At 68.6% G+C, this 22,389-nt stretch carries 18 protein-coding genes; 9 read left to right on the plus strand and 9 right to left on the minus strand.

Annotated features, from left to right (window positions below; translation table 11 throughout):
- Positions 1–7: 7 nt before the first annotated feature.
- Positions 8–553, minus strand: a complete 546-nt coding sequence (locus MEBOL_RS38940) for a 2'-5' RNA ligase family protein (protein WP_095982154.1) — start codon at positions 551–553, stop codon at positions 8–10.
- Between the two features lie 346 nt (positions 554–899).
- On the opposite strand from MEBOL_RS38940, the gene MEBOL_RS38945 reads away from it, so the two are divergent.
- From MEBOL_RS38945 to MEBOL_RS38955, 3 genes are read left to right on the plus strand one after another with little or no spacing between them, the layout of a single operon-like run.
- Positions 900–1,964: an ABC transporter substrate-binding protein gene (locus MEBOL_RS38945; protein WP_095982155.1), complete on the plus strand. Its 1,065-nt coding sequence runs from the start codon at positions 900–902 to the stop codon at positions 1,962–1,964.
- Positions 1,965–1,983: 19 nt separating this feature from the next.
- Positions 1,984–2,775 carry an ATP-binding cassette domain-containing protein gene (locus MEBOL_RS38950; RefSeq protein WP_095982156.1) on the plus strand — a complete coding sequence of 264 codons (792 nt, stop codon included), beginning with the start codon at positions 1,984–1,986 and terminating at the stop codon, positions 2,773–2,775.
- On the plus strand, positions 2,772–4,004 hold the full coding sequence (locus tag MEBOL_RS38955; RefSeq protein ID WP_095982157.1) for a sugar ABC transporter permease: 1,233 nt from the start codon (positions 2,772–2,774) through the stop codon (positions 4,002–4,004). Before MEBOL_RS38950 ends, MEBOL_RS38955 begins: the two co-directional genes overlap by 4 nt.
- Before the next feature lie 62 nt (positions 4,005–4,066).
- On the opposite strand, the gene MEBOL_RS38960 is transcribed toward MEBOL_RS38955, so the two are convergent.
- Positions 4,067–5,068, minus strand: a complete 1,002-nt coding sequence (locus MEBOL_RS38960) for a cation diffusion facilitator family transporter (RefSeq protein ID WP_095982158.1) — start codon at positions 5,066–5,068, stop codon at positions 4,067–4,069.
- A 111-nt stretch (positions 5,069–5,179) separates the two neighbouring features.
- Here MEBOL_RS38960 and MEBOL_RS38965 point away from each other — a divergent pair, with 111 nt between their 5' ends.
- From MEBOL_RS38965 to typA, 3 genes are all read left to right on the plus strand, one after another.
- The gene (locus MEBOL_RS38965) at positions 5,180–6,763 is read left to right on the plus strand and encodes a sigma 54-interacting transcriptional regulator (RefSeq protein ID WP_095982159.1); all 1,584 of its coding nucleotides are present in this window, start codon (positions 5,180–5,182) and stop codon (positions 6,761–6,763) included.
- A 4-nt stretch (positions 6,764–6,767) separates the two neighbouring features.
- Complete coding sequence (locus MEBOL_RS38970) at positions 6,768–7,682, plus strand: alpha/beta fold hydrolase (RefSeq protein ID WP_095983278.1); 915 nt, start codon at positions 6,768–6,770, stop codon at positions 7,680–7,682.
- 254 nt (positions 7,683–7,936) lie between these two features.
- A complete protein-coding gene (gene typA, locus MEBOL_RS38975) occupies positions 7,937–9,778 on the plus strand; it encodes a translational GTPase TypA (protein WP_095982160.1) in 1,842 nt (613 codons plus the stop codon).
- A 75-nt stretch (positions 9,779–9,853) separates the two neighbouring features.
- Here typA and MEBOL_RS38980 read toward each other — a convergent pair whose 3' ends face one another.
- A complete protein-coding gene (locus MEBOL_RS38980; protein WP_245919254.1) occupies positions 9,854–11,008 on the minus strand; it encodes a sialidase family protein in 1,155 nt (384 codons plus the stop codon).
- A 224-nt stretch (positions 11,009–11,232) separates the two neighbouring features.
- Here MEBOL_RS38980 and MEBOL_RS38985 point away from each other — a divergent pair, with 224 nt between their 5' ends.
- Both MEBOL_RS38985 and MEBOL_RS38990 read left to right on the plus strand, forming a co-directional pair.
- Entirely contained in the window at positions 11,233–12,561 is a 1,329-nt protein-coding gene (locus MEBOL_RS38985; protein ID WP_095982161.1) for an erythromycin esterase family protein, read from the plus strand.
- A 102-nt stretch (positions 12,562–12,663) separates the two neighbouring features.
- The gene (locus MEBOL_RS38990) at positions 12,664–14,664 is read left to right on the plus strand and encodes a DUF7151 family protein (RefSeq protein WP_157823937.1); all 2,001 of its coding nucleotides are present in this window, start codon (positions 12,664–12,666) and stop codon (positions 14,662–14,664) included.
- 61 nt (positions 14,665–14,725) lie between these two features.
- Here MEBOL_RS38990 and MEBOL_RS38995 read toward each other — a convergent pair whose 3' ends face one another.
- The 3 genes from MEBOL_RS38995 to MEBOL_RS39005 form a co-directional block, all read right to left on the minus strand.
- On the minus strand, positions 14,726–14,941 hold the full coding sequence (locus tag MEBOL_RS38995; RefSeq protein WP_095982163.1) for a DUF5818 domain-containing protein: 216 nt from the start codon (positions 14,939–14,941) through the stop codon (positions 14,726–14,728).
- Complete coding sequence (locus MEBOL_RS39000) at positions 14,938–16,791, minus strand: S8 family serine peptidase (RefSeq protein ID WP_095982164.1); 1,854 nt, start codon at positions 16,789–16,791, stop codon at positions 14,938–14,940. Before MEBOL_RS39000 ends, MEBOL_RS38995 begins: the two co-directional genes overlap by 4 nt.
- Before the next feature lie 142 nt (positions 16,792–16,933).
- Positions 16,934–17,566: an alpha/beta hydrolase gene (locus MEBOL_RS39005; RefSeq protein ID WP_095982165.1), complete on the minus strand. Its 633-nt coding sequence runs from the start codon at positions 17,564–17,566 to the stop codon at positions 16,934–16,936.
- 112 nt (positions 17,567–17,678) lie between these two features.
- Here MEBOL_RS39005 and MEBOL_RS39010 point away from each other — a divergent pair, with 112 nt between their 5' ends.
- The gene (locus MEBOL_RS39010; protein WP_095982166.1) at positions 17,679–18,098 is read left to right on the plus strand and encodes a hypothetical protein; all 420 of its coding nucleotides are present in this window, start codon (positions 17,679–17,681) and stop codon (positions 18,096–18,098) included.
- Positions 18,099–18,114: 16 nt separating this feature from the next.
- Here MEBOL_RS39010 and MEBOL_RS39015 read toward each other — a convergent pair whose 3' ends face one another.
- The 3 genes from MEBOL_RS39015 to MEBOL_RS39025 form a co-directional block, all read right to left on the minus strand.
- The gene (locus MEBOL_RS39015; protein WP_095982167.1) at positions 18,115–19,311 is read right to left on the minus strand and encodes a class I SAM-dependent rRNA methyltransferase; all 1,197 of its coding nucleotides are present in this window, start codon (positions 19,309–19,311) and stop codon (positions 18,115–18,117) included.
- Positions 19,308–20,120 (minus strand): HAD-IIB family hydrolase, encoded by an 813-nt coding sequence (locus tag MEBOL_RS39020; protein WP_095982168.1) that lies wholly within the window; start codon positions 20,118–20,120, stop codon positions 19,308–19,310. The genes MEBOL_RS39015 and MEBOL_RS39020 overlap by 4 nt, the downstream gene beginning before the upstream one ends.
- Before the next feature lie 119 nt (positions 20,121–20,239).
- A complete protein-coding gene (locus MEBOL_RS39025; protein WP_095982169.1) occupies positions 20,240–22,129 on the minus strand; it encodes a M4 family metallopeptidase in 1,890 nt (629 codons plus the stop codon).
- Between the last annotated feature and the right edge of the window lie 260 nt (positions 22,130–22,389).

Consider the following 22,389-nt stretch of genomic DNA (forward strand, 5'->3'; position numbering starts at 1 on the left):
CTTCCGTTCACCCACCCAGGCCCCCCGTCTCCCCCCGGGTCGCCGTGAGCGCGGGCGCGAAGGAGATTTCCGCCTCCAGGGCCCAGGGGCCTCCCTGGTAGCGCCACAAGAGAAGACCCTCGCCCCGCGCGGAGAAGGGAGTGAATCCCGCGGTCAGGAACGCGCGCAGGGCACGCGCCTCCTCGGAGGTCGTCTTGTTCTGCACCGTCACGTGGGGGCGGAAGCCCTGCCGATCCTGGGGCGTCAGCCAGGACGCCCAGCGCCGGGCCAGGCTCGCTCGCAGGGAGGACAGGCCAGCGGAGACGATCTCGAACGCCACCCCCCGCCCTAGCGAGCGCAGCCCCGTCACCTGCAGGGAGAGGGGCACCGTGGGGACCATGGCGCGCAGGTCCGCCTCGATCCGCTCCCGCTCCTCTCCGGGTAGGTGGTGGAACAGCGTCAGGTGCGCGGACAGGTGGTTGAGCCGCGCCGGGAAGTGCGCCCGGCGCAACCCATCGAAGCGGGCGAACGTCTCCGCGTCGAGCCGCAAGGTCAGGATGAGAGGCTGCGTCACCGCCTACCTCCTCGAGAGGGTGGACAGCCATCGGCGCAAGGGATTCCCTCCCCGGTTTCACGCAGTGAACACATGGGATGGCGCACCGCGTTCCAATTTCAAACAGGGTGCACCTCGACACCCTCAACGGATATCCGCTCCCTCGGAAATCCCGGACGAGGGGCGTGGCGCGCGCACTGGTACGCCGCGGTGCGGCATGGGACATGACTTGCAGTAGTGCAAGTGTACGGAGAGGATGCCCGCGCTTTTCACGCCCCCGACACGAATTCTCAACTGAATCGAGGCACATGTGACCCCACGCAACTCCCTGCCCCGTTTGAGCGCCTCGGCTGCGCTCGCGGCCCTGATGTTCCTGACCCCGGCCTGCAAGGACAACAAGGAGACGGCGGGTGGTGGCTCCGCCGCGGCGAACAAGCCGGCGGGCGCGAAGATCGCCTTGCTCCTGCCCGAGTCCAAGACGTCGCGCTATGAGTCGCACGACCGTCCCCACTTCGAGCGCAAGGTGAAGGAGCTCTGCCCGGAGTGTCAGGTCATCTATAGCAACGCGGACCAGGACGCCTCCAAGCAGCAGAACCAGGCCGAGGCGGCGCTCACCAACGGCGCCCAGGTGCTGGTGCTCGATCCCGTGGACGCGGCGTCCGCGTCGGGCATCGTGGCGCGCGCGCGTCAGTCCAAGGTGCTGGTCATCAGCTATGACCGCCTCATCGCCCAGGCGGACGTGGACTACTACATCTCCTTCGACAACGAGCAGGTGGGCAAGCTGCAGGGCCAGGCGCTCGCGGACAAGCTCAAGGCGGACGGCAAGGCGGACGGCACCATCGTGGTGATCAACGGCTCGCCCACCGACAGCAACGCGGCCATGTTCAAGGCGGGCGCGCACAGCGTGCTGGATGGCAGCGGCGCGAAGATCGGCGCCGAGTACGACACGCCGGACTGGAGCCCGGACAAGGCGCAGCAGCAGATGGAGCAGGCCATCACCCAGCTGGGCAAGGACAAGATCGCGGGCGTGTACGCGGCCAACGACGGCACCGCGGGTGGCGCCATCGCCGCGATGAAGGCCGCGGGCATGACGCCCCTGCCCCCCGTCACCGGTCAGGACGCGGAGCTCGCCGGCATCCAGCGCATCGTCGCCGGGGAGCAGTACATGACGGTGTACAAGGCCATCAAGGCGGAGGCCGAGGCGGCCGCGGAGCTCGCCGTGACGCTCGCGCGCGGTGGCCAGCCCCCGGCGGCCAAGGTCAACGGCAAGGTGAACAACGGCATGAAGGACGTGCCCGCCGTGCTGCTGACCCCCGTGGCGGTGACCAAGGACAACCTCAAGAGCACCGTGATGGCGGACGGCTTCTGGACGGCCGCGCAGATCTGCGAAGGCTCCTTCAAGGACGCCTGCGCCCAGGCGCAGCTGCAGTAAGGGACACGAGGCACTCGAAATGACCGCGACCGCGCTGTTGGCGCTCCGCAACATCTCCAAGCGATTCGGGGCCGTCCAGGCCCTCAGCCAGGTGGACTTCGAAGTCCACCCGGGTGAGGTGGTGGCCCTGGTGGGAGACAACGGGGCAGGTAAATCGACCCTTGTCAAAATCATCTCGGGCAGCATCGCCATCGACGAGGGAGACATCCTCTTCGAGGGCAAGCCCGTCACGCTGGGAGCGCCCAAGCGCGCGTCGGCGCTCGGAATCGCCACCGTCTATCAGGACCTCGCCCTGTGCGATAACCTGGACGTGGTGGGCAACCTGTACCTCGGGCACGAGGAGCGCTCGGGGCTGTTGGGCAAGACGGTGGGCTGGCTGGACGAGGTGGCGATGGAGCAACAGGCCTCCTCGCTGCTCAAGAAGCTCGCCGTGAGCATCCCCAGCGTGCGCACGCAGGTGGCGGCGCTGTCCGGCGGCCAGCGGCAGACCATCGCGGTGGCGCGCGCGATGATGGGCTCGCCCAAGGTGGTGCTCCTGGACGAGCCCACCGCGGCGCTCGGCGTGGCGCAGACGCGCCAGGTGCTCGACCTCATCCGGCGGCTGCGTGAGCAGGGCCTGGGCGTGGTCGTCATCAGCCACAACATGATGGACGTGTTCTCGGTGGCCGACCGCATCATCGTGATGCGGCTGGGCAAGCGCGTGGCGACCTTCGACGTGAAGTCGGTGAAGGAAGTCGATGTCGTGGCCGCCATCACCGGCGCCAAGCCCGCGCAGGTCGCCAACACCTTGAAGATGGATGAGGCCTCATGAGCTCCGCGAGCCAACCCACGGCAATCGATCCCCGGCTGATCCAAGACGCGCCGGGCCTGGCGGGAGCATGGGCGGGATTCCGCCGCCGCGTGTCCCAGGGAGAGTTGGGCAGTCTGCCCGTCATCGTCGGGCTGAGCGCCATCTGGCTCACCTTCTACCTGGCCAATGAGCGCTTCCTGTCCGCGGTCAACCTGACCAACCTGATGCTGCAGATCTCCGCCATGGGGATGATCTCCGCGGGCATCGTCCTCATCCTGCTGCTCGGGGAGACGGACCTGTCCGCGGGCGCCGTGAGCGGCCTGGCCGCGTCGGTGATGACCATCCTCAACGTGAAGCAGGGCTGGCCGGCGGTGCCGGCGCTGCTGGCGGGCCTGGCGACGGGCGCGGCGATCGGCCTGTTCCAGGGCACGTGGGTCACCCGCTTCAAGGTGCCCTCCTTCGTGGCCACCCTGGCGGGCTCGCTCGCGTGGCAGGGCGCGCTGTTCAGCGTGCTGGGCTCCACGGGCAGCGTGAACCTGAACAATCCGATCATCACCGGACTGACGTCCACGTTCTTCTCCGCGCCAGTGTCCTGGGCGGTGGTGGTGGGCTTCATCGCCCTCTACGTGGGCACGACGATGGTGGAGCGGCGGCGGCGCGCGACGCTGGGCCTGCCGCTGGCGCCCATCCGCAACGTGGCCACCCGCATGGTCATCATCTGCGGCGCGGTGGTGGTGTCGGTGCTCATCTTCACCAATGACCGCGGCCTGCCCCTGGCCACGGTCATCTTCGCGGGCGTCATCCTGCTGATGGAACTCGGGCTCAAGGGCACGCGCTTTGGCCGCCACGTGTTCGCCGTGGGCGGCAACGCCGAGGCGGCGCGGCGCGCGGGCATCCGCGTGGACTTCATCCGCATCACCATCTTCACCCTGGGCTCCACCCTGGCGGCCGCGGGCGGCATGCTCGCCGCCTCGCGTCTGCTCGCGGTGAATCAGTCCTCGGGCAGCGGCGACGTGCTGCTCAACGCCATCGGCGCGGCGGTCATCGGCGGCACCAGCCTCTTCGGCGGGCGCGGCTCGGCCTGGTCCGCGCTGCTCGGCGCGCTCGTCATCGGCTCCATCTCCAACGGCATGGACCTGCTCGCCTTCTCCTCGTCGGTGAAGTTCATGGTGACGGGCTCGGTGCTGCTCGTGGCCGCCTCCATCGACGCGGTGTCCCGCCGCGGACGTCAGGCCGCCGGCCGGGCGTAGCACGGGAAGCGAATCCCAGGGCCGGCATCGCGGAGTCCTCGCGGTGCCGGCCCTTCTTCGTTTCAGTGCACCTCGCCCAGGTGCGCGTAGGTCTCGCTCTCGATCTGGATGGTGGTGTGATCGATGCCGAAGCGATCGTAGAGCTCGTGCTTCACCGCGGTGAGGATCTCGTCGTTGTTGCTGACCATGGGATCCTCCACCACCAGGTGCGCCGACAGCGCGTACATGCCGCTGGAGATGGTCCACACGTGCAGGTCGTGCACGTCGCGCACCCCCCGCACCTTGAGCAGCAGTTCCTTGAGCACGGCCATGTCCACGTGGGCGGGCACGGCCTCCAGGAGCACGTCCACCGCGTCGCGCACCAGTTGCACCGCGCCCACCACGATCACCACCGAGATGAGCGCGGAGATGAGCGCGTCCACCACGTACCAGCCGGTGAACCACATGATGCCGGCACCCACGAGCACGCCCACGCTGGACAGGGTGTCTCCGAGCACGTGCAGGAAGGCGCCGCGCACATTCATGGAATGAGAGCGGTGCAGGAAGCCCAGCGCCACCAGGTTGGCGATGAGGCCCACCGTGGCCACCACGGCCATGGGCCCCAGGCGCACCGGGGCGGGTGAGTTCATCCGCTCCCAGGCCTCCAGGAGGATGGCCACGGTGATGCCCAGCAGGAGCACGCCGTTGAGCAGCGCGCTGAGGATCTCCAGCCGGTAGTAGCCGTACGTCTTCTTGATGTCCGCGGGCTTGCTGGAGAACCACAGCGCCAACAGGCCCAGGCCCAGCGCGCTGATGTCCGTGAGCATGTGGCCCGCGTCCGAGAGCAGCGCCAGCGAGCCGGTCATGAACCCGCCCACCGCTTCCGCCACCGCAATGGTGCCCGTGAGCGCCAGCGCGCCGAGCAACCGGTTGCGGTCCTTTCGCCGCTCCTCCTTCAAGGAAGGATGGGGAGGCCTCGTGGGTTTTCCATGTCCGTGGCCGTGCCCATGGCCACCACAGGCCTCTCCAGCCGCGTGGTCATGGGTGTGGGGGGACGCATCGTGGGTGTGGGGAGGAGTAGTCACAATCGGATGATGTGCGACCACTCCACCACGGAGTGGCGCCGAGCGGATAAAGTCCAGAGACCTCGCAGGTTCAAGGTTTTCCCCTTGTTGAACATTCCCAAGGCACGGCACATGGACCGTGAAAGGCACCAGAACCTGCAGAGCATCATCATGCTCCGGGAAATCATCCGCAAGTGGTGGCGCGCGGAGTTGCACTTCGCCGACCGCCACGGGCAGGTGTTGGATTGGCAGCGCACGGAGGGACTCGCGTCCACGGCCAGTGCCTGCTGCCGGCTGGTGCGCGGATCGCGCGAGGGGCTGCGGCGCTGCAACCAGTCGGTGCGAGAGCTGCACGAGCAGTTCCTGGCCAACCGGCGCCTGCGCCGCGCGCTCGTGCATCCGTGCCACCTGCGATTGAACCTGGTGGGCGCGCCGCTCTACGTGCACGACGTCTACGAGGGCTTCCTGTTCGTGGAGGGGCTCTTGCGCGCGCCCCCGCCGGAGCGCGAGCGCGAGCGGCTTCAAGCCCAGCTGCGCGAATGGCAGCCCGGGACGCTCGACGTGGAGCGCACCGTGGAGCGCCTGCCCGTGCTGGATGACGAGAACCTGGAGAAGCTCACCGAGCTGCTCGAGTACGGCACGGGAGAGATCGCCGCCTACGAGGCCGAGCGGACCCGGGAGACGGAGCGGGCCGAGACCAGCGCGAGTCCAGAGGGCGGCGCGCACACCCGCTTCGGGCACATCATCGGCCGCTCGGCGGCCCTGCAGGAGGTCTTCAAGCTCCTGGAGAAGGTGTCCAACTCGGAGGCCACCGTGCTCATCAACGGCGAGTCGGGCACGGGCAAGGAGCTGGTGGCGCGCGCCATCCACGTCAATGGCCCCCGGAGCGACAAGGCATTCGTGGTGCAGAACTGCTCGGCCTTCAACGACAACCTGCTGGAGAGCGCCCTCTTCGGCCACATGCGCGGCGCCTTCACCGGAGCGGTGCGCGACAAGAAGGGCCTCTTCGAGGTGGCCGACGGCGGCACCTTCTTCCTCGACGAGGTGGGCGACATGTCCCCCGCCCTCCAGGTGAAGCTCCTGCGCGTGCTGCAGGAGGGCACCTTCCTGCCCGTGGGCGGCACCCAGCCGCGCGAGGTGGACGTGCGCGTCATCGCCGCCACCCACAAGGAGCTGGGCGAGATGGTCAAGCGCGGCGAGTTCCGCGAGGACCTGTACTACCGCATCAACGTCATCCGCGTGCACCTGCCCCCACTGCGCGAGCGCCGCGATGATCTGCCCCTGCTCGTGGACCACTTCCTGCGCAAGCACCACCGCGAGGGACAGCGCGCCCGGGGCCTGTCCCCCGAGGCGCTCGCCCTGCTCGGCCGCTACGCGTGGCCAGGCAACGTGCGTGAATTGGAGAACGAGATGGAGCGCTTGCTCGTCCTCGGCGGGGACCTGGAGTCGCTGCCCGCCGAGCTCATCTCCGGCCGCATCCGCGACGCGGTGGCCCCCGGGGGCACGTCCGCGCTCGCCACCCGCGCCACCGGCCGCCTGCACGAAGCCGTGGAAACACTCGAGCGGGAGATGATCCACCAGGGTTTGTTGCGTACTGGCAATAACAAGAGCCAGCTCGCCCGGGAGCTTGGCATCAGCCGCTCCAACCTTATCTTGAAGATCGCCCGTTACGGCCTCGAGCCGGGCCTTCCGCCCGACAGCGAGGCGGATGCATGAGCCCATGAGCCACTTCACCCGGCAGGACTTCCTCACCGTTCCCGATGGCGCGCCGCTGTACTACCAGGTGCGGGGCACGGGAGAGCCGGGTGTCGTCCTCTGCGATGGACTGGGCTGTGACGGCTTCGTCTGGAAGTACCTGGAGCCCCAGCTGGAGCGCGACCACCGGGTGCTGCGCTGGAATTACCGGGGCCATGGCCGCTCGGGCCTGCCCACGCGCCGCCAGCGCATCGGCATGTCCTACAGCTGTGACGACCTCAATCGGCTGATGGACGCGGCGGGCCTCCAGCAGGCCGTCGTCTTCGGCCACTCCATGGGCGTGCAGGTGGCGCTCGAGTTCCACCGCCGCTACCCCGAGCGTGTGAAGGGGCTCGTGCTGGTGTGCGGCAGCTACGGCACCCTGCTCAACACCTTCCACGACGGCACCCTGCTCAAGCGGCTCTTCCCCCTCATCCGCTTCACCGTGGAGAGCTTCCCCGAGCCCGTGGCCCGGCTCACCCGCTCGCTGCTCAGCACGCCGCTGGCCATGGAGGTGGCGCTGAGCGTGGAGCTCAACCGCTCCCTGCTCGCCAAGAGCGACCTCATCCCCTACTTCACCCACCTGGCCAACATGGACCCGGTCGTCTTCGTGCGCACCCTGCGCTCCGCGGCCCACCACAACGCCTGGCGCCACCTGCCCGACGTGGACGTGCCCACGCTCGTCATCGCGGGCCAGCACGACAAGTTCACCCCCGCCTGGATTTCCCGGCGCATGGCCGCCCACATCCCCGGGGCCCAGCTCCTCATGCTGCCCGAGGGCACCCATGTCGCCCCCCTGGAGTACCGCGACACCATCGAGCGCCGGGTGGAGCGCTTCTTCCGGGAACACGGGCTGACGCCCACCCCGCGCCCCTCCGCGCCGCACGCCGCCCATCCGTAGCCTGGATGCCCATGTAGTCCAGACACCTACCCACTGAGCGGGATGCCGAGGGCTGGAGCACCTGGCGGGTCGAAAGCAAGGGCCGCCAGGCCGCCCCGCGTGCAGCCACGTTGCAGGGTGGACACTCACGGCATATAAGCGCCCGCCCTTCGCGTTCCAGGAAGGTTCCTACAAGGTCCCCCCGAGGGGCCGCTGGGCGCTTTGCCCACACGACTTCTTTCGCCGGGCTTCGCGCCGCGGCACGCCCCTTCTTCATGATCGCCCGAGAGAACATCCGCAACGTCGCCATCGTCGCCCACGTCGACCATGGCAAGACCACCCTTGTCGACCACATGCTTCGCCAGGCGGGCATCTTCCGCAGCAACGAGGCCCTGACCGAACGGGTGATGGACTCGAACGACCTCGAGCGCGAGAAGGGCATCACCATTCTCGCGAAGAACACCGCCGTCACCTACAAGGGCAAGCAGATCAACATCATCGACACCCCGGGCCACGCGGACTTCGGCGGTGAGGTGGAGCGCGGTCTGCGCCTCGTGGATGGCGTCATCCTGCTGGTGGACGCCGCCGAGGGTCCCCTGCCCCAGACGCGCTTCGTGCTCAGCAAGGCGCTGGGCATGGGCCTCAAGACGGTGCTCGTCATCAACAAGATCGACCGCTCGGACGCCCGCGCCAAGGACATCCTGGATCAGGTCTACTCGCTCTACATCGACCTGGGCGCGGACGAGCACCAGCTCGAGTTCCCCGTGCTCTACACGGTCGCGCGCCAGGGCCAGGCCTCCACGAGCCTCGAGGTGCCCGGCAAGACGCTCGAGCCGCTGTTCGAGGCCATCCTCTCGCACATCTCGCCGCCCCCGGCGCCCCAGCAGGAGCAGCTGCAGCTGCTCGTGGCCAACCTGGACTACGACGACTACGTGGGCCGTCTGGCCATCGGTCGTGTGCAGGCCGGCCGCCTCACGCCCAACATGCCCGTGGCGGTGATGCGCGAGGGCGGCAAGGTCGAGCAGGGCAAGATCGTCAAGCTCTACGGCATCCAGGGCCTCAAGCGCACGGAGATCGCGGACGCGGGCCCCGGTGAGATCGTCTCCATCGCGGGCATCGAGGCCATCTCCATCGGTGACACCATCGCCGACGCGACGACGCCCGTGGCCCTGCCGCGCATCACCGTGGACGAGCCCACGATGATGATGATCTTCAAGGTCAACGATGGGCCGCTCGCGGGCAAGGAAGGCAAGTACGTCACCAGCCGCAACCTGCGCGAGCGCCTGTACCGCGAGGCCTACCGCAACGTGTCCATCCGCGTGGAGGACACCGAGACGCCGGACGCCTTCCGCGTGGTGGGCCGTGGTGAATTGCAGCTCGCGGTCATCATCGAGACCATGCGCCGCGAGGGCTACGAGCTGACGGCCTCCAATCCGGAGCCGGTGACGAAGACGATCGACGGCGTGCTCCACGAGCCCATGGAGCTGCTCTTCTGCGACGTGCCCGAGAACAGCGTGGGCGCGGCGACCGAGCGCCTGGGGCCCCGCAAGGGCCGCATGGTGGACATGGCCCAGCTGGGCGGCGGCCGCACCCGTCTGCAGTTCCGCATCCCCGCGCGCGGCCTCATCGGCTTCCGCTCGGAGTTCCTCACCATCACCCGCGGTGAGGGCATCATGAGCAGCCAGTTCGACGGCTACGAGCCCTGGTTCGGCTACATCCCCAAGCGCGCCAACGGCGCCATCGTGTCCGACCGTCTGGGCGAGACCGTGCCCTACGCGCTCTTCTCCATCCAGGAGCGCGGCCACCTGTTCGTGGGCGCCGGCGTCACCATCTACGAGGGCATGATCATCGGCGAGCACGTGCACCCCTCCGAGCTCAACGTGAACGCCTGCCGCGAGAAGAAGCTCACCAACATCCGCGCCGCCGGCCGCGACGAGAACGTCATCCTCACCCCGCCCCGCGAGATGGGCCTGGAGAAGGCGCTCGAGTGGATCGCCGACGACGAGCTGGTGGAGGTGACGCCCAAGTCCGTGCGCATGCGCAAGAAGGCGCTGGCCTCGGGCGAGCGCTACCGCGCCGAGCGTGACCGCAAGCGCGAGGAGCGCGCCGCGGAGTAGCACTCCGTTCGCGTGAAGCACCCGGGCGAGGGTCGGGCCAGCCAGGCCCCCCTCGCCCTTCGTCTTTCCGGGGGTTCAGCGCCGCAGGACGCGGTTGGTGCCGAGCCCGTCGATCACCACGATGACGTCATTGAGCGCTCGCTCGAAGAGGCCGGGCGTGTAGTTGCGCGAGGTCGCCGTCCACACGGGGCTCGCGCCGGACCAGGTCTCGAAGCTGGTGGTCGTGCTGACGTAGCCGACGTGGCAGTTGCGCTGATCCACGGGCGCGTTCGAGGCGTCCGGCGCCCCCGCCTTGTCCTCGTCGGTGCAGAACGCGACCCCCACGGGCCCGTTGCCCACGCGGATGGCATAGGGCACGTACGCGTTGTAGCGCCGCCCGGAGCCTGGATCGATCCGCGGCTGGTAGACGGTGCGGCGCAGGGAGTCGTCCCACGTCTTGCCTCCGTCCCACGACTGCACGGCGTAGATCACGTTGGCATGGGCGCCTCCCGTGGCGAACGGCTCCACGCCCTCGACCACGGCCATGAGGCGATCCCCTCCGAGCTGGACCACGGTGACCATTCCCTCGCGGTTGAGCGCCCCCGCGCGCTTGTCCCAGGAAACAGCCACGGTGCCATACGCCGTCCACGCGCCCGTGGTGCCCTTGCGGCCCTGCATCGCGATCCACTGGTGGCCGGAGTAGCCCCGCTGCGCCGCGAGCAACTCGGAGTCGTAGTAGATCTGCAGATCGCCGTTCGCTCGCTGGAAGAGGAACGGCGCGCCCACGAACCAGGTGGTGGGCCCCGCGACGGTGCTGTCGTAGACCCAGCTGTCTCCGTCGTTGTCGCTCCGGGTGACGGTGACGCGCCACTGGCCTCCGGAGAACTCGCGGAAGGCACAGAAGATGGTGCGCGTGCCCGGGATGGCCCGCATCGTCACGTCGCCGAACTCCACGTTCGGGTTGCTGGCGACGGAGCCGTGGGCGTACCAGCTCGCGCCATTGTCGCGGCTCGCCCAGACCGTGATGCCGTGGCCCGTGCTCGCCCCGCCGATCAGGATTCCATCGGAGCGGCGGGTGATGCTTCGGATCGGTGCTCCGCCGCTCGCCATCAGGACGCCCCAGCCCCCGCTCGGGAGCGCCGCTTCGCTCCGCACGAGGGTCTCGGCACCCTCCATGGGGTGCTCCTCGGGCGCGCACGCGAACAGCGGCGCGGTGAGGAGGGTCACCGCCGTCAGCAGCGGGCGATGCATACGGGAGAAGGAACTGCGGCTTGATGGAGAGGTCCGGGTCATGGCGGTCAGCGTGCCGGGAGCCACATCCTTGGATCAATGGATTAAACCGTAAAACCAGATGACCAGATGCGTCACGCGGACGAGCCATGGAGGCAGTTTGAAGCCCGTCCCCCAGCCTGCCCTCCCAGCGGTCGTGGATGCCTCCCTGGGTACAAGAAAACCCAGGGCTCACCTTGTAGGGCATGAACCCGTCCGGATTGATCGAGGGAGTACGCGTCGCGGCCTTGCCGCTCACGAACGAGGACACGGACTTCGATGCGCTTCTGGAAGGCATCGGGGACGCGCGCTTCGTGCTGCTGGGAGAGGCGACCCACGGCACGCACGAGTTCTACGCGGCCCGGGCCCTGCTCACCCGCCGGCTCATCACCGAGCGCGGATTCCGCGCGGTGGCGGTGGAGGCGGACTGGCCGGACGCCCTGCGCATCAACCAGTACGTCCGGGGCGAGACGCGGGATCTCCGGGCGGAGCAGGCCCTCGGCGACTTCGAGCGCTTTCCCCGGTGGATGTGGCGCAACGCGGAGGTGCTCGGATTCGTGGAGTGGCTGCGCGAGCACAACGACTCCGTGGGCGCCCAGGGGGTGAAGACGGGCCTCTATGGGTTGGACCTCTACAGCCTGCACGCCTCGATGCGCGCGGTGGTGCACTACCTGGAGACCCGCGATCCCCGAGCGGCCCAACGCGCCCGCGAGCGCTACGCGTGCTTCGACCGCTTCGGCGCGGATGCACAAGCCTATGGCCATGCCACGTCCTACGGCTTCGCGGAGCACTGCGAGGAGGAAGTCCTCGCGCAGGTGCTGGAGTTGCGCGAGCGCCGGGTGAAGAACGAGGCGAGTGAGGAAGACGCGCTCTTCCACGCGGAACAGAACGCCCGGCTCGCCCGGGACGCGGAGGCCTACTACCGGACCATGTACGCGGGGCGGGACACGTCTTGGAACCTGCGCGACACGCACATGGCGGACACCGCGGAGGCCCTGTCCGAGTTCTTGAGCCAGCGCCATGGCGAGCCCGCCCGCATGGTCATCTGGGCCCACAACTCGCACCTGGGCGATGCACGCGCCACGCAGATGGGAGACCAGGGGGAGCTGAACCTGGGCCAGCTCCTGCGCGAGCGGCACGGCGGGGACACGTTCAACGTGGGCTTCACCACGTACACGGGCACGGTGATCGCCGCGCGCCGCTGGGACACGCCGGGCCTGCGGCGGCGGGTACGGCCCGCGCTCCAGGACAGCTACGAGGCGCTCTTCCACGAGGTGGGCCTGCCGGGCTTCCTCCTGAGGATGGAGGACCTGGGCGAGGCGGGCGCGGCCCTGCGCGAGCGGCGGCTGGAGCGCGCCATCGGCGTCATCTACGCGCCCCACAGCGAGCGTCACAGCCACTACTTCTACGCGGACCTGCCCGCGCAATTCGACGCGGTGGTGCACTACGACCGCACCAGCGCGCTCCAGCCCCTGGATCTCGACGCGGGCCACGAGGAGGAGGACGCGGCGGACACCTGGCCCTCGGGGATGTAGGGACTCGGGTCGAACCTTGACCCCGAGGTTCTTTCTGAACCAAAAGACCCCCAGACATGTTTCCGGGGCGGATGGGCGCCCCCAGGCATAAGGGGGGTCACCGTGAAGACTCGAGGTCTATTGGGGCTGAGTGCCGGGGTCTGGCTGGCATGCGGGGAGCAGAAAGTCCCGCCCCCACCCGAACCCGCGCTGCCACCCCCCGCCGTCCTCGTTCGCGTCGAGGAAGAAGCGGTCGGCACGGCCTGCGCGCTGGGGGGCAAGGCCATCCGGCGCGGGACGGATCGCGATGGGGATGGGCAACTGACCGACGCGGAAGTGGAATCCGTCGACTACGTCTGCCGGACCGAGGCGCCTTCGGGCCCTCCCCCATCCACTCCCCCCGCGCCCCCGGTGCTCCTGTCCCAGACGCCCGAGGCGCCCGGTATGAACTGCGCCGCCGGAGGCGTCCTCGTGCGGGCGGGAGCGGATACCAACCGGGATGGAGTGCTGGACGACGAGGAAGTGACGAAGTCCTTCTATGGGTGCCAACCCGAGCCCGCCGAGGCGCTGGCGGTGCTGGCCCGTGAGAAGAGCGAGCCCGCGGGAGTCCACTGCGCCGAGGGGGGCGTGGCCATCCAGGCCGGGACGGACGCGAACAAGGACGGCGTGCTGTCGGACGACGAGGTGGAGACGACCACATACGTCTGCGGTGAAGCCGCGCGCGCCGTGTTGACGAAGAGCGTGCCCATCGCGGCCGGTGCGCAGTGCGTCGAGGGAGGCACCCGGGTCCTCGCCGGAAGCGACGGCAATGGAAACAACGTCCTCGAGGACGCCGAGGTGACATCCGAGGTGGTCGTCTGCCGGGCGCGCCTGCCGGGCTGGACGTATTCCGGGGACTACACGATCCAAGACGAGGTGGACGTCACGGCACTCGAGGGCGTGGGTCACATCTCCGGCCAACTGCGCATCGAGACGAGCACGGTGGAGGACATCGACCTGCCGTTCCTCCATACCGTCAACGCTCGGCTCCTCATCCAGAACAATCCGAAGCTCAAGAGCTTCTCGATGAGACTCGGGAGCATGGGCGGGAGTGTCACCATTCAAGACAACCTCGCGCTGACATCCTTCTCCTTGTCGGGGGGAAAGATGCTCCAGGGTGATTTCACCATCACTCGTAACGAGCACCTCACGGGCTTCTCCGTCTACAGCCCCCTGTATGTATCCGGCAACGTCACGGTGGAGGACAACGCGGCGCTGTTCTCTCTCGGAGGATTGAGCAAGCTCCACCACATCGGTGGAAACCTGACCGTGAAGAACAATGCCGCGCTCGGGACCGCGGGGTGGAGTTTCATCGAGGGGCCCGTCTCCATCGGCGGCCAACTCACGGTGGCCCAGAACCCGCGGCTCCAGTTCTTCGAAACGCGCCTGGAGCACGTGGGCAAGGACATCCGCATCCAGGACAACGCGAAACTGAGTTCCTTCAAGGTGAAGGAGTTGACCTCGCTCGCGGGCGGCCTCGTCTTGAAGAACAACCCGGTCATGACTCTCTTGCAAGGCCTGGAGTCGCTGCGGATCGTGGGCGGAGATCTCCACCTGGAAGGGATCGATGGCCTGGATGTGCTCCCACTCGATGCCCTGGAGCACGTGGGCGGAGACTTCTCCTTCATCGACATTGCCTGGGTGCCGAACTTCTACCGCCTCGGGCGACTGCTCTCCATCAGCGGAAACCTGAGGCTGACGGACAACTCCCACCTGGGCACTCCGCAGTTCCCCCATCTCAGTTCCGTGGGCAAGGGAGTCACCATCGAGCGCAACGCCCGAATGACCCATCTGACGGGACTGAACTCCCTCCGGTCACTTGACTCCCTGACGGTCAGCGGCAACCCCGAGCTCCTCTCCCTGGCGGCATTGGGCAGCCTGCGTTACGTGCCCATCGTGAACATCTCGGACAACCCCCAGCTCACCACGCTGGGGTTGCCCGAGTTGTGGTTCGTGAACCATCTGGACATCATGAACAACGAGCAGCTGTCCACGTGTCTGGCCACGGAGCTGCGCACGCAGGTGGCGACCCATCTCCTAAGCTCCACCATCGACGGCAATCTGGTGACGCCCGGCTGCCCCTGAAGCCAAAAGCCCATCCCCCACGGAGGGGATGGGCCTCGACGGCTCCAGAGCGGACGACGGGTCAGATGAAGCGGTAGGAGGCCACGTTGAACACGGGGCCCACCATGGCGATGGTCATGACGTCACGCGCCACCTCGCCCTCGACCTCCACCCGCTGGCCATCCTTCTTGATCTTCCGGTCTCCGCCCTCGAGCTGGTAGGTGCGGCCGTCATCGGCCTCCAGCACCCAGACACCGCCCTCGAGGTCCCGGTACACCACGCGCCCGGTGAGCTTCATGGCGTCTCCCGGCGCAGCATGGCCCGCGCGATGAAGAGGCAGATGAGCACGTTCACCACCAGCCAGGGCCGCGCGAGGAACGTGAAGGGCATCCACGCGAGCGCGGGCGCCTTGACCCAGGCGGTGTAGGCGAGGAAGCCGGCGAAGCCCACGGCGAGCCCTCCCAGCGCGGGCCTCAGCCCCCGGAACTTGATGGCCACGATGGACAGCACCAGCGGGATGAGCGCGCTGTAGAAGAGCGGGCTGACCGTGCGGGTGCCGAAGATGATGCGCTGCCAGTCGGGGATGGGCAGCCAGGCCACGTCCACCACGTCTCCCGCCACACCCGACGCGCCACCGAACCACGAGCGGGCGAAGAACACGCCCACGGTGGCCAGCACCAGGGTCACCAGGAAGCTCGGACGCAGCAGGATGTTGAAGTAGCCCGGACGCTCGCGCCCGCGCAGCGTGAGCAGCACCACCGCCAACAGGGCCATGGCCCACCACAGCGACGGCCAGCGCGTCCCCTTGCCCAGCGCCTGGAGCGAGGCCTCGGCGTTGAGCAGGCCATGGCCATACTCCTCGGACCAGGCGCCCTGCCCCTCCACCCGCTTCGCCCCCGCGAACAGGGCCTTCTCCACCTCGTCCGGGCCGCTCGCGCCCTCGGCGTACAGCAGCGCCGCCACCGCCGCCACGTGCGGGGTCGCCATGCTCGTGCCCTGGTAGGACGCGTAGATGGAGCGCGAGACGTTCCGCGGGTCGATGGTGTTCTGCAGGATGCCCCCCGCGTCCCCCTGGCGCTTGTCACCTCCGGGAGCCGCGATGTCCAGCTCCTTGCCATAGGACGAATAGGGAGCGCGCTTGCCCGTGGGTCCCACCGCCCCCACCGCCACCGCGCCCGGATAGGCCGCCGGGAACTCCACCCGCGGCCGCCCCGCGTTGCCCGCCGCGGCCACCACCGTGACGCCCTTCTTGCGCGCGTACGCCACGGCGTCCGCCATCACCTTCGAGTAGCCCCCGCCACCCAGCGACATGTTGATGACCTGGGCGCCGTTGTCCGCCGCGAAGCGGATGGCGTCGGAGATGTCCGCGGACGTGCCCGAGCCGAAGTGATTGAGCACCTTCACCGGCATGAGCGTCGCCTCGAAGGCCACCCCCGCCACGCCCTGGCCGTTGTTCGTCGCCTGCGCGATGGTGCCCGCCACGTGCGTGCCATGCCCATGGTCATCATTGGCGTGCACGGTGTCGTTGACGAAGTCGTACCCCTGCTTGAAGCGGCTGCCCTTGAGGTCCTGCACCTGCTTGAAGTCGTCGTGATCCTCGTAGGCGATGCCCGTGTCCAGCACCGCCACCACCACGCCCTTGCCCCGGCTGCGCTGCCAGGCATGGGGCATGTCGATCATCCGCAGGTTCCATTGCCGGGGATAGTCGGGATCGTTCGGGATGAAGCCGTCGCGGCTCACGTCGGGCAGCGGCTCATCCAAGGTCATGGCCGCCTCGCCAGGCGGTACCGAGTACACCCGAAGCGGCTCGGCGGACTCGACGGCCGGGTGCTGGCGGATGCGCGCGAGCACCTCGCTCACATCCCCGGCGACCTGCGCGATCGACACACCCGAGCGAGGCCCCTCCAGGGAGTTGAACGTGAGGTCCACGCCCCACTCCCGCTCCCAGGCGTCGATCTGCTCCTGGGTGGTGCCATCCTTGAAGTCCACGACGATGCCGCGCGACTGCGCGTCCCGGGAGGGATCGACTCCCACGCTCGGGATGTCCCTCCAGTCCGAGGCTTCCAGATCCACGGGAAGCGCATGGGCCGACGTCGCCACCGCCAGGGCCAGCACCGCGTTCGCCAGGGTCCAACGCTTCATGGGCATAGCTGCTCCTCGTATGACGACCCGTACGAACGACCGGCGCGGCGATTGGGTCTCACCTGACTCTGCTCGCCTCCCCCCCAGGGAGACAAGCCCGCATTCCGGAGATGATGCCCTGAGGATTCAAGGGCTTACGCGGCATCGGTCAGGTGCCCGACAACCGTTTGAGCCAGGCTCGAACGATTTTTCCCACCAAAGGTAAGGCGTGATGGAGGTGCGCGCCCGCCCCCTCCACGACCTCCAGGGTACCACCCGCGGCGTCCACCGCCCGAGCCAGCTCCGCCCGGGACAGGGTGGTGTCCAGTTCCCCCACCACCACCAGCAACTCCCGCCCCAGCCCCGTCAGCTCCCGGGGCGACACCTCGCGGGGGCTCACCAGGCACAGGCCCGCCACCCCAGGATGACGCTCCCGGAGCCCGAGCGCGACCCGGGCACTGCCATGCAGCGCCGCCACCGCCGCCGTGGGCGCCTGGGCGTTCTCCAGCACCACCGCCAGCGCGGCCCCGCTCTCCTCCACCAGGGCCTCGCCCGCGCCCCGCTCCCCCTGGCTGCCCGCGATCCCCCGGTAGTTGAAGCGCAGCGTGGGGTGGCCCGCCGTGGCCGCGGCGAAGGCCAGCTCCGCCGCGATGACGTGATCCATGCCGCCCCCTTCCGCGGGCGTCGGTGGAAGCACGAGCAGCGGCGGACGCGCCTCACCGCGGTGCGCCACGCCTTCCATCACCTCGCGTCCCACGGGGATGAGCGCGGGGCGCTCGAGGAATTGACCTTTGAGGACCATAGCGGGCCGGGAGCTTAACGCGCGAAGCGGGGGGCGCGCATTGCTCGCGGCACCGGGGGCCTGCTGCTAACGTCCGCCTGGAAAACAGACGCCTCCTGGAGGCGGAGGATCCATGACCTTCGAAGAAGCACAGCGCGTGGTGCAGGCCTTCATGAACTCCTTCAAACAGCCGAGCGAAGGACTCAACGCGCAGGGATTCGGTGGCGCGGTGATCGGAGACGGTCAGCTCTACTTCGAGTACCACGGCAAGACGCAGCGGCTGGAGACGAGCGCCCTCATCCACAAGTTCCGCGATGCCCCCAAGCCGGGCGTGCTCGAGGGCTTCCAGGCCGAGGAGAAGGCCGGCACCCCCACCGGCGGCGGCGCGGTCGACTACGAAGTGGAGAACAAGAGCCTCTTCCTGAGCCGCTACTACGAGCAGGTGCCCCCGCAGGAGGCCTTCCAGGAGGACATGAAGAAGCTGCTCGCGGCGAGCGCTGTATGGAGTGACGAGGTGCTCGACCGCGTGGCCACGCGCGTGTTCGGGAAGTGACGCGCGCGGCGCTCCGTCACACGGACGCCATGACGTAGAACTTGAGGTAGCGGCCCTCGGGGAATTGCAGGCGGATGGGGTGGTCGGGCGGCTGGTAGCGCTCCTCCACCAGGGCCAGGTCCACGCCCGCCTTGAAGGCCGCTTCCTTCACCGCCCCCAGGAAGTCCTCCGGGCCCACGCGCGCCGAGCACGACGCCGTCGCCAGGAGGCCTCCGGGCCTGAGCAGTCCCAGCGCCTGGCGGTTGAGCGAGGCGTACCCGTCGATCGCCGCCTGCACCGCCTTCTGGCTCTTCGCGAACGCCGGCGGGTCCAGGATGATGAGATCGAACGTCCGGCCCTCCTCGCGGAAGGACGCCAGCAGCTTGAACACGTCCGCCGCCAGGAAGTCGTATTTCTCCGCCGGCAGCCCGTTGCGCGTGAAGTTCTCGCGCGCCAGGGCGATGGCCTCGGGATCCAGGTCCACCGAGAACACGCTCTTGGCGCCCCCGAGCGCCGCGTTCACCGAGAAGCCGCCGCTGAAACAGAAGCAGTTGAGCACGTCCCGGCCCTCGGCCAGCCGCCGGATGAGGTAGCGGTTCTCGCGCTGATCCAGGAAGAAGCCCGTCTTCTGCCCCTTCCAGGCGTCCACCAGGAACGTCGCCCCCCGCTCGCGGATGCTCAAGAGCTCCGGCGCCTTCTCGCCCCAGAGCATGCGCCCCGTCCCCCGGCCGTCGTCGTCCTCCACGTCGTCCCGGCCCACCTCGTCCCGGCCGATGATGCCCCGCAGCTCGGGCACCGCCGCCTTCAACGCCTCGACGATGAGCCCCCGGTAGGGCGTGAGCCCCGCCGAGTACAGCTTGAGCACCGCGTACTGGCCATACAGGTCCACCACCACGCCCGGCAGCCCGTCCCCCTCGCCGTGCAGGAGCCGGAAGCTGTCCGTGTCCTTCAAGTCGATGAGCGAGCGGCGCTCGGCCAGCGCCTGCTTCACCCGCTGCGCGAAGAAGGCCGCGTCGATGCTCTGCTTGGGGTTGCGCGTGAGCACGCGCACGGCGATGGCCGAGTGCGGATCGAAGTAGCCGCGCGCCACGAACTTCCCGTTCTCCGCCAGGTCCACCACGCTGCCCGGGGGAATCTTCGGCACCTGGGCGAGCGCCTTGCGGAACACCCAGGGGTGCCCCGCGCGCAGGTGACGGCCCAGTCCCGGGGCGAGCTCCAACTTCACGACATTCACGGTCCGACTCCTCTTCTGATTCCCCGGTGAGCGAGCAGGGCCCGCGCGAGCTCCTCGAAGCCCCGCCCCTCCTCCGCCCGGGTGATGAAGGCCGGCGGCGTGTCGATGCGATCGAGCACCCGCCGCACGTTGGCCACCCCGACGCTCAGGGCGAACTCCCCGAACATCGGAGCATCATTGAAACTATCCCCCGCGTACACGTAGCGGGGCTCTCCCGGCGCGAGCTTCACGCCCCAGGCGACCTGGAGGAAGCGACGCACCGCGGAGCGCTTGTCGAAGCGCCCCAGCCAGCAGTTGATGTGCACCGACGAGCGCACCGCCGTCACGCCCCGCGCACGCAGCAAGGCTTCCAGGCGGTCGGCTCCCGCCTCGCCCAGCCGCGCCTCCTCGTTGTAGTCCACCGCCAGGTCCACCTCGGTGTAGGCGCTGTCCACGGACAGCCGCGCGCCCGGCACCTGGCGCAGCACCGCCGTCACCTCCGCCACCAGCCGCTCGCGGTGGGACTCGCGGACCCGGGGAGACTCGGCGTACACCTTGCGCAGCCGCCCCCGTGCGCCGCGCAGGAAGAACAGGCCCCCGTTCTCCGCGATGACGCCGTCCACGGGCAGGGTACGCGCCCAGGACTCGGCCCACCCCGCCGGACGGCCCGTCACCAGCACCAGCTTGAAACCGGCGTCCGCCAGACGCTCGAGCGCCCGCACGGTGGTGGAGCGCAGCCGGTGCTCGGTGGTGAGGGTGCCGTCGACATCGGTGAAGACCCCTTCCACCTGGGAGAGGTCCGCGTCACGCAGGGGGCGGGGAGTGGCCATTCGCTCCGCCGCACCTACACCCTTCCCGGCCCGGCGGGAAGGCCCCGCACGAACGAAACCCCCGGGAGGCCCAAGCCTCCCAGGGGTTCGTCTTCAACTCAGTGCCTGCGAGCGGGTGGCTAGTACTTGCCGACCAGCGTCAGGCCCGAGAAGGCGCTGTAGGCGCGGATCATCACGTAGACACGGGTGGCCGACGTCTTGGCCGCGATGGAGCAGCTCTCCTCGTTGCCGGACTTGTAGGGGCGGCAGTCGTAGGTGGAGGTGGTCGGCGCCGAGCCCGCCCTCACGTACAGGTCCGCGTCACCCGAGCCACCGGTGATGGTGAAGGTGGAGGCCTTGGAGGCCGGCACGTCCAGGTAGTAGCTCAGCGAGGCGTTCTTGGCCGCGCTCAGGTTGGTCTGGACGAGCTGACCAGTCGGAGGCGTGACGGGAGCGCCGACGCCCACCGCGACCAGGGAGGCCGTCACCGAGGCCACTTCCGCCGAGCCCGCGCCGTAGAGCGCCGTGGCGGCCTGCTCCAGGTACGTCTTGGCCTGGGTGTAGTTGGTGGAGGCGGTGAAGTACTCCGAGTTGGCCTTGTAGTAGATGGCGCCGGCCTTCTGCACGCCAATGCCCGTCACGGCCGTGGTCGACTTGCCGCGCGGGTGCGTGCCACCACGCGAGAGCAGCGTGAAGGCCAGGTTGGCGATGCCCGAGCTGTAGTGCACGTCCTTGCTGCCCGCGCTGCTGGTCCAGTAGTCCAGCGACACGCCGTCCTTCGCCGGGTCGTACATGTAGCGGAGCGCGTCACCCGGGGTGGCCGGCGTCCAGATGTCGTCGCCCACCATGAACACCGCGTTGGTGGTGGCCCAGGTGCCCGAGGCGTAGCTCTCGCAGTAGGCGCCGAAGATGTCGCTCATCGCCTCGTTGAGGCCACCGGACTCGCCCGAGTACGTCAGGTTGGACTCGTTCTCGGTCACCGCGTGGGTGAGCTCGTGCGTGGTCACGTCCGCCGACAGGCCCAGCATGCCCGAGTCCGTGCCGTTGCCGTCGCCGTACACCATCTGGCTGCCGTTCCAGAAGGCGTTCACGTAGTTGCTGCTGTAGTGCACCGTGCTCTTGAGCTGCGCGCCCCTGTTGTCGAGCGAGTCACGGTTGAAGTTGTTCTTGTAGCAGTTGTAGGTGCCACCCAGCGCGTCGTAGTTGCCGTCGACGTGCGCGTCACCCGTGGCCGCTCCGCCCTCGGAGCGCTTGAGCGTACCGGGCAGGCTCGTCCGGTTGCTGGCCGTGTACACGGCGCGGTTGATGGCGGTGTGAATCTTGGAGTGACGGGTGACGATGGCGCCGTCCTGGGCGCTCACGTACACGAGCTCGCGGATGGGCATCTCGTCACGGGCCTCGCCGACGACGGTGGCCTCGTAGGCCAGCTTGAGCAGACCATCCACGGGCGAGCGCACGTACACCAGGCGCATGCCCTCCAGCTCGATGTGACGGCCCGCGGTGCTGTCCAGGGCGGCGACCTTGGCGGCCTCCTCCGAGATGCGCGCCTTGGCGGAGACAATCTCCCCGTCACGCGCCGTGCCGTTGGCGGCGATGATGGTGTTGTCCGCGCCGATGTGGACGATGAGCTCCTCGTTCACCACGGGCAGGCCATTCTTCGTCTGGCCGTAGCGCACGTGGGTGACGCCCTGCTCGTCCGTGCGCGAGCGCTTGGCGATGAGGTCCGCGGCGTTGACGCGGAACACCGAGGCGATTCCGGGCAGCGCCTGGCTCAGGCGGCCGCTGGAGTTGGCGGCCAGGCCCTGCACCGCGCCGCTGGCCACGCCCAGCTTGCCGGTGATCATGTAGGGGGTACCGTCCAGCTCCGCGCCGGCAACCTGCGCGGCGGGCAGCGCCGCGAGGGCGGCGTGGATGTCACCGAGAGAATCGACCTTCTGCTCGTTCTCGGGCAGCTGGGTGTTGTCGACCTCGCAAGCGGCGAGGGGAAGGGCGAGCAACGCGGCGGCGAGGAAACGGGGGGTGCGAACCAAGGGGGGACTCCTCCTGGACAACGGCGAGGTGCCGTCGAACGTCACATGCTTTGAGCACGAAGCGAGCCAAGCGCTAAAGCATGGAAATGACGGCCTTGCGGGCCCTTTGTGTCCAAACAGTGGAGCGTGAATGTCACGCGACTCCCGGTGAAGGATGTAAAAACCCCTTACGCCCCTTGGGAAAAAGCCCGTGATTCACATAATTTGACGCCATGCGCCATGAAGTGTCCTTTTCTCGGACAGGCCTGTCCTGGTTCAGG

The sequence above is a fragment of the Melittangium boletus DSM 14713 genome (assembly GCF_002305855.1).
GTDB classification, from domain to species: Bacteria; Myxococcota; Myxococcia; order Myxococcales; family Myxococcaceae; genus Cystobacter; species Cystobacter boletus.

Bases quoted from the DNA above. Each gene is read 5' to 3' on its own strand.
- MEBOL_RS38950 (WP_095982156.1), top strand. From the start codon at position 1,984: ATGACCGCGACCGCGCTGTTGGCGCTCCGCAACATCTCCAAGCGATTC.
- MEBOL_RS38945 (WP_095982155.1), top strand. From the start codon at position 900: ATGTTCCTGACCCCGGCCTGCAAGGACAACAAGGAGACGGCGGGTGGT.
- MEBOL_RS39010 (WP_095982166.1), top strand. From the start codon at position 17,679: ATGACCTTCGAAGAAGCACAGCGCGTGGTGCAGGCCTTCATGAACTCC.
- MEBOL_RS38955 (WP_095982157.1), top strand. From the start codon at position 2,772: ATGAGCTCCGCGAGCCAACCCACGGCAATCGATCCCCGGCTGATCCAA.
- MEBOL_RS38995 (WP_095982163.1), bottom strand. From the start codon at position 14,941: ATGAAGCTCACCGGGCGCGTGGTGTACCGGGACCTCGAGGGCGGTGTC.
- MEBOL_RS38985 (WP_095982161.1), top strand. From the start codon at position 11,233: ATGAACCCGTCCGGATTGATCGAGGGAGTACGCGTCGCGGCCTTGCCG.
- MEBOL_RS38980 (WP_245919254.1), bottom strand. From the start codon at position 11,008: ATGCATCGCCCGCTGCTGACGGCGGTGACCCTCCTCACCGCGCCGCTG.
- typA (WP_095982160.1), top strand. From the start codon at position 7,937: ATGATCGCCCGAGAGAACATCCGCAACGTCGCCATCGTCGCCCACGTC.
- MEBOL_RS38970 (WP_095983278.1), top strand. From the start codon at position 6,768: ATGAGCCACTTCACCCGGCAGGACTTCCTCACCGTTCCCGATGGCGCG.
- MEBOL_RS39000 (WP_095982164.1), bottom strand. From the start codon at position 16,791: ATGCCCATGAAGCGTTGGACCCTGGCGAACGCGGTGCTGGCCCTGGCG.
- MEBOL_RS39005 (WP_095982165.1), bottom strand. From the start codon at position 17,566: ATGGTCCTCAAAGGTCAATTCCTCGAGCGCCCCGCGCTCATCCCCGTG.
- MEBOL_RS39020 (WP_095982168.1), bottom strand. From the start codon at position 20,120: ATGGCCACTCCCCGCCCCCTGCGTGACGCGGACCTCTCCCAGGTGGAA.
- MEBOL_RS38965 (WP_095982159.1), top strand. From the start codon at position 5,180: ATGGACCGTGAAAGGCACCAGAACCTGCAGAGCATCATCATGCTCCGG.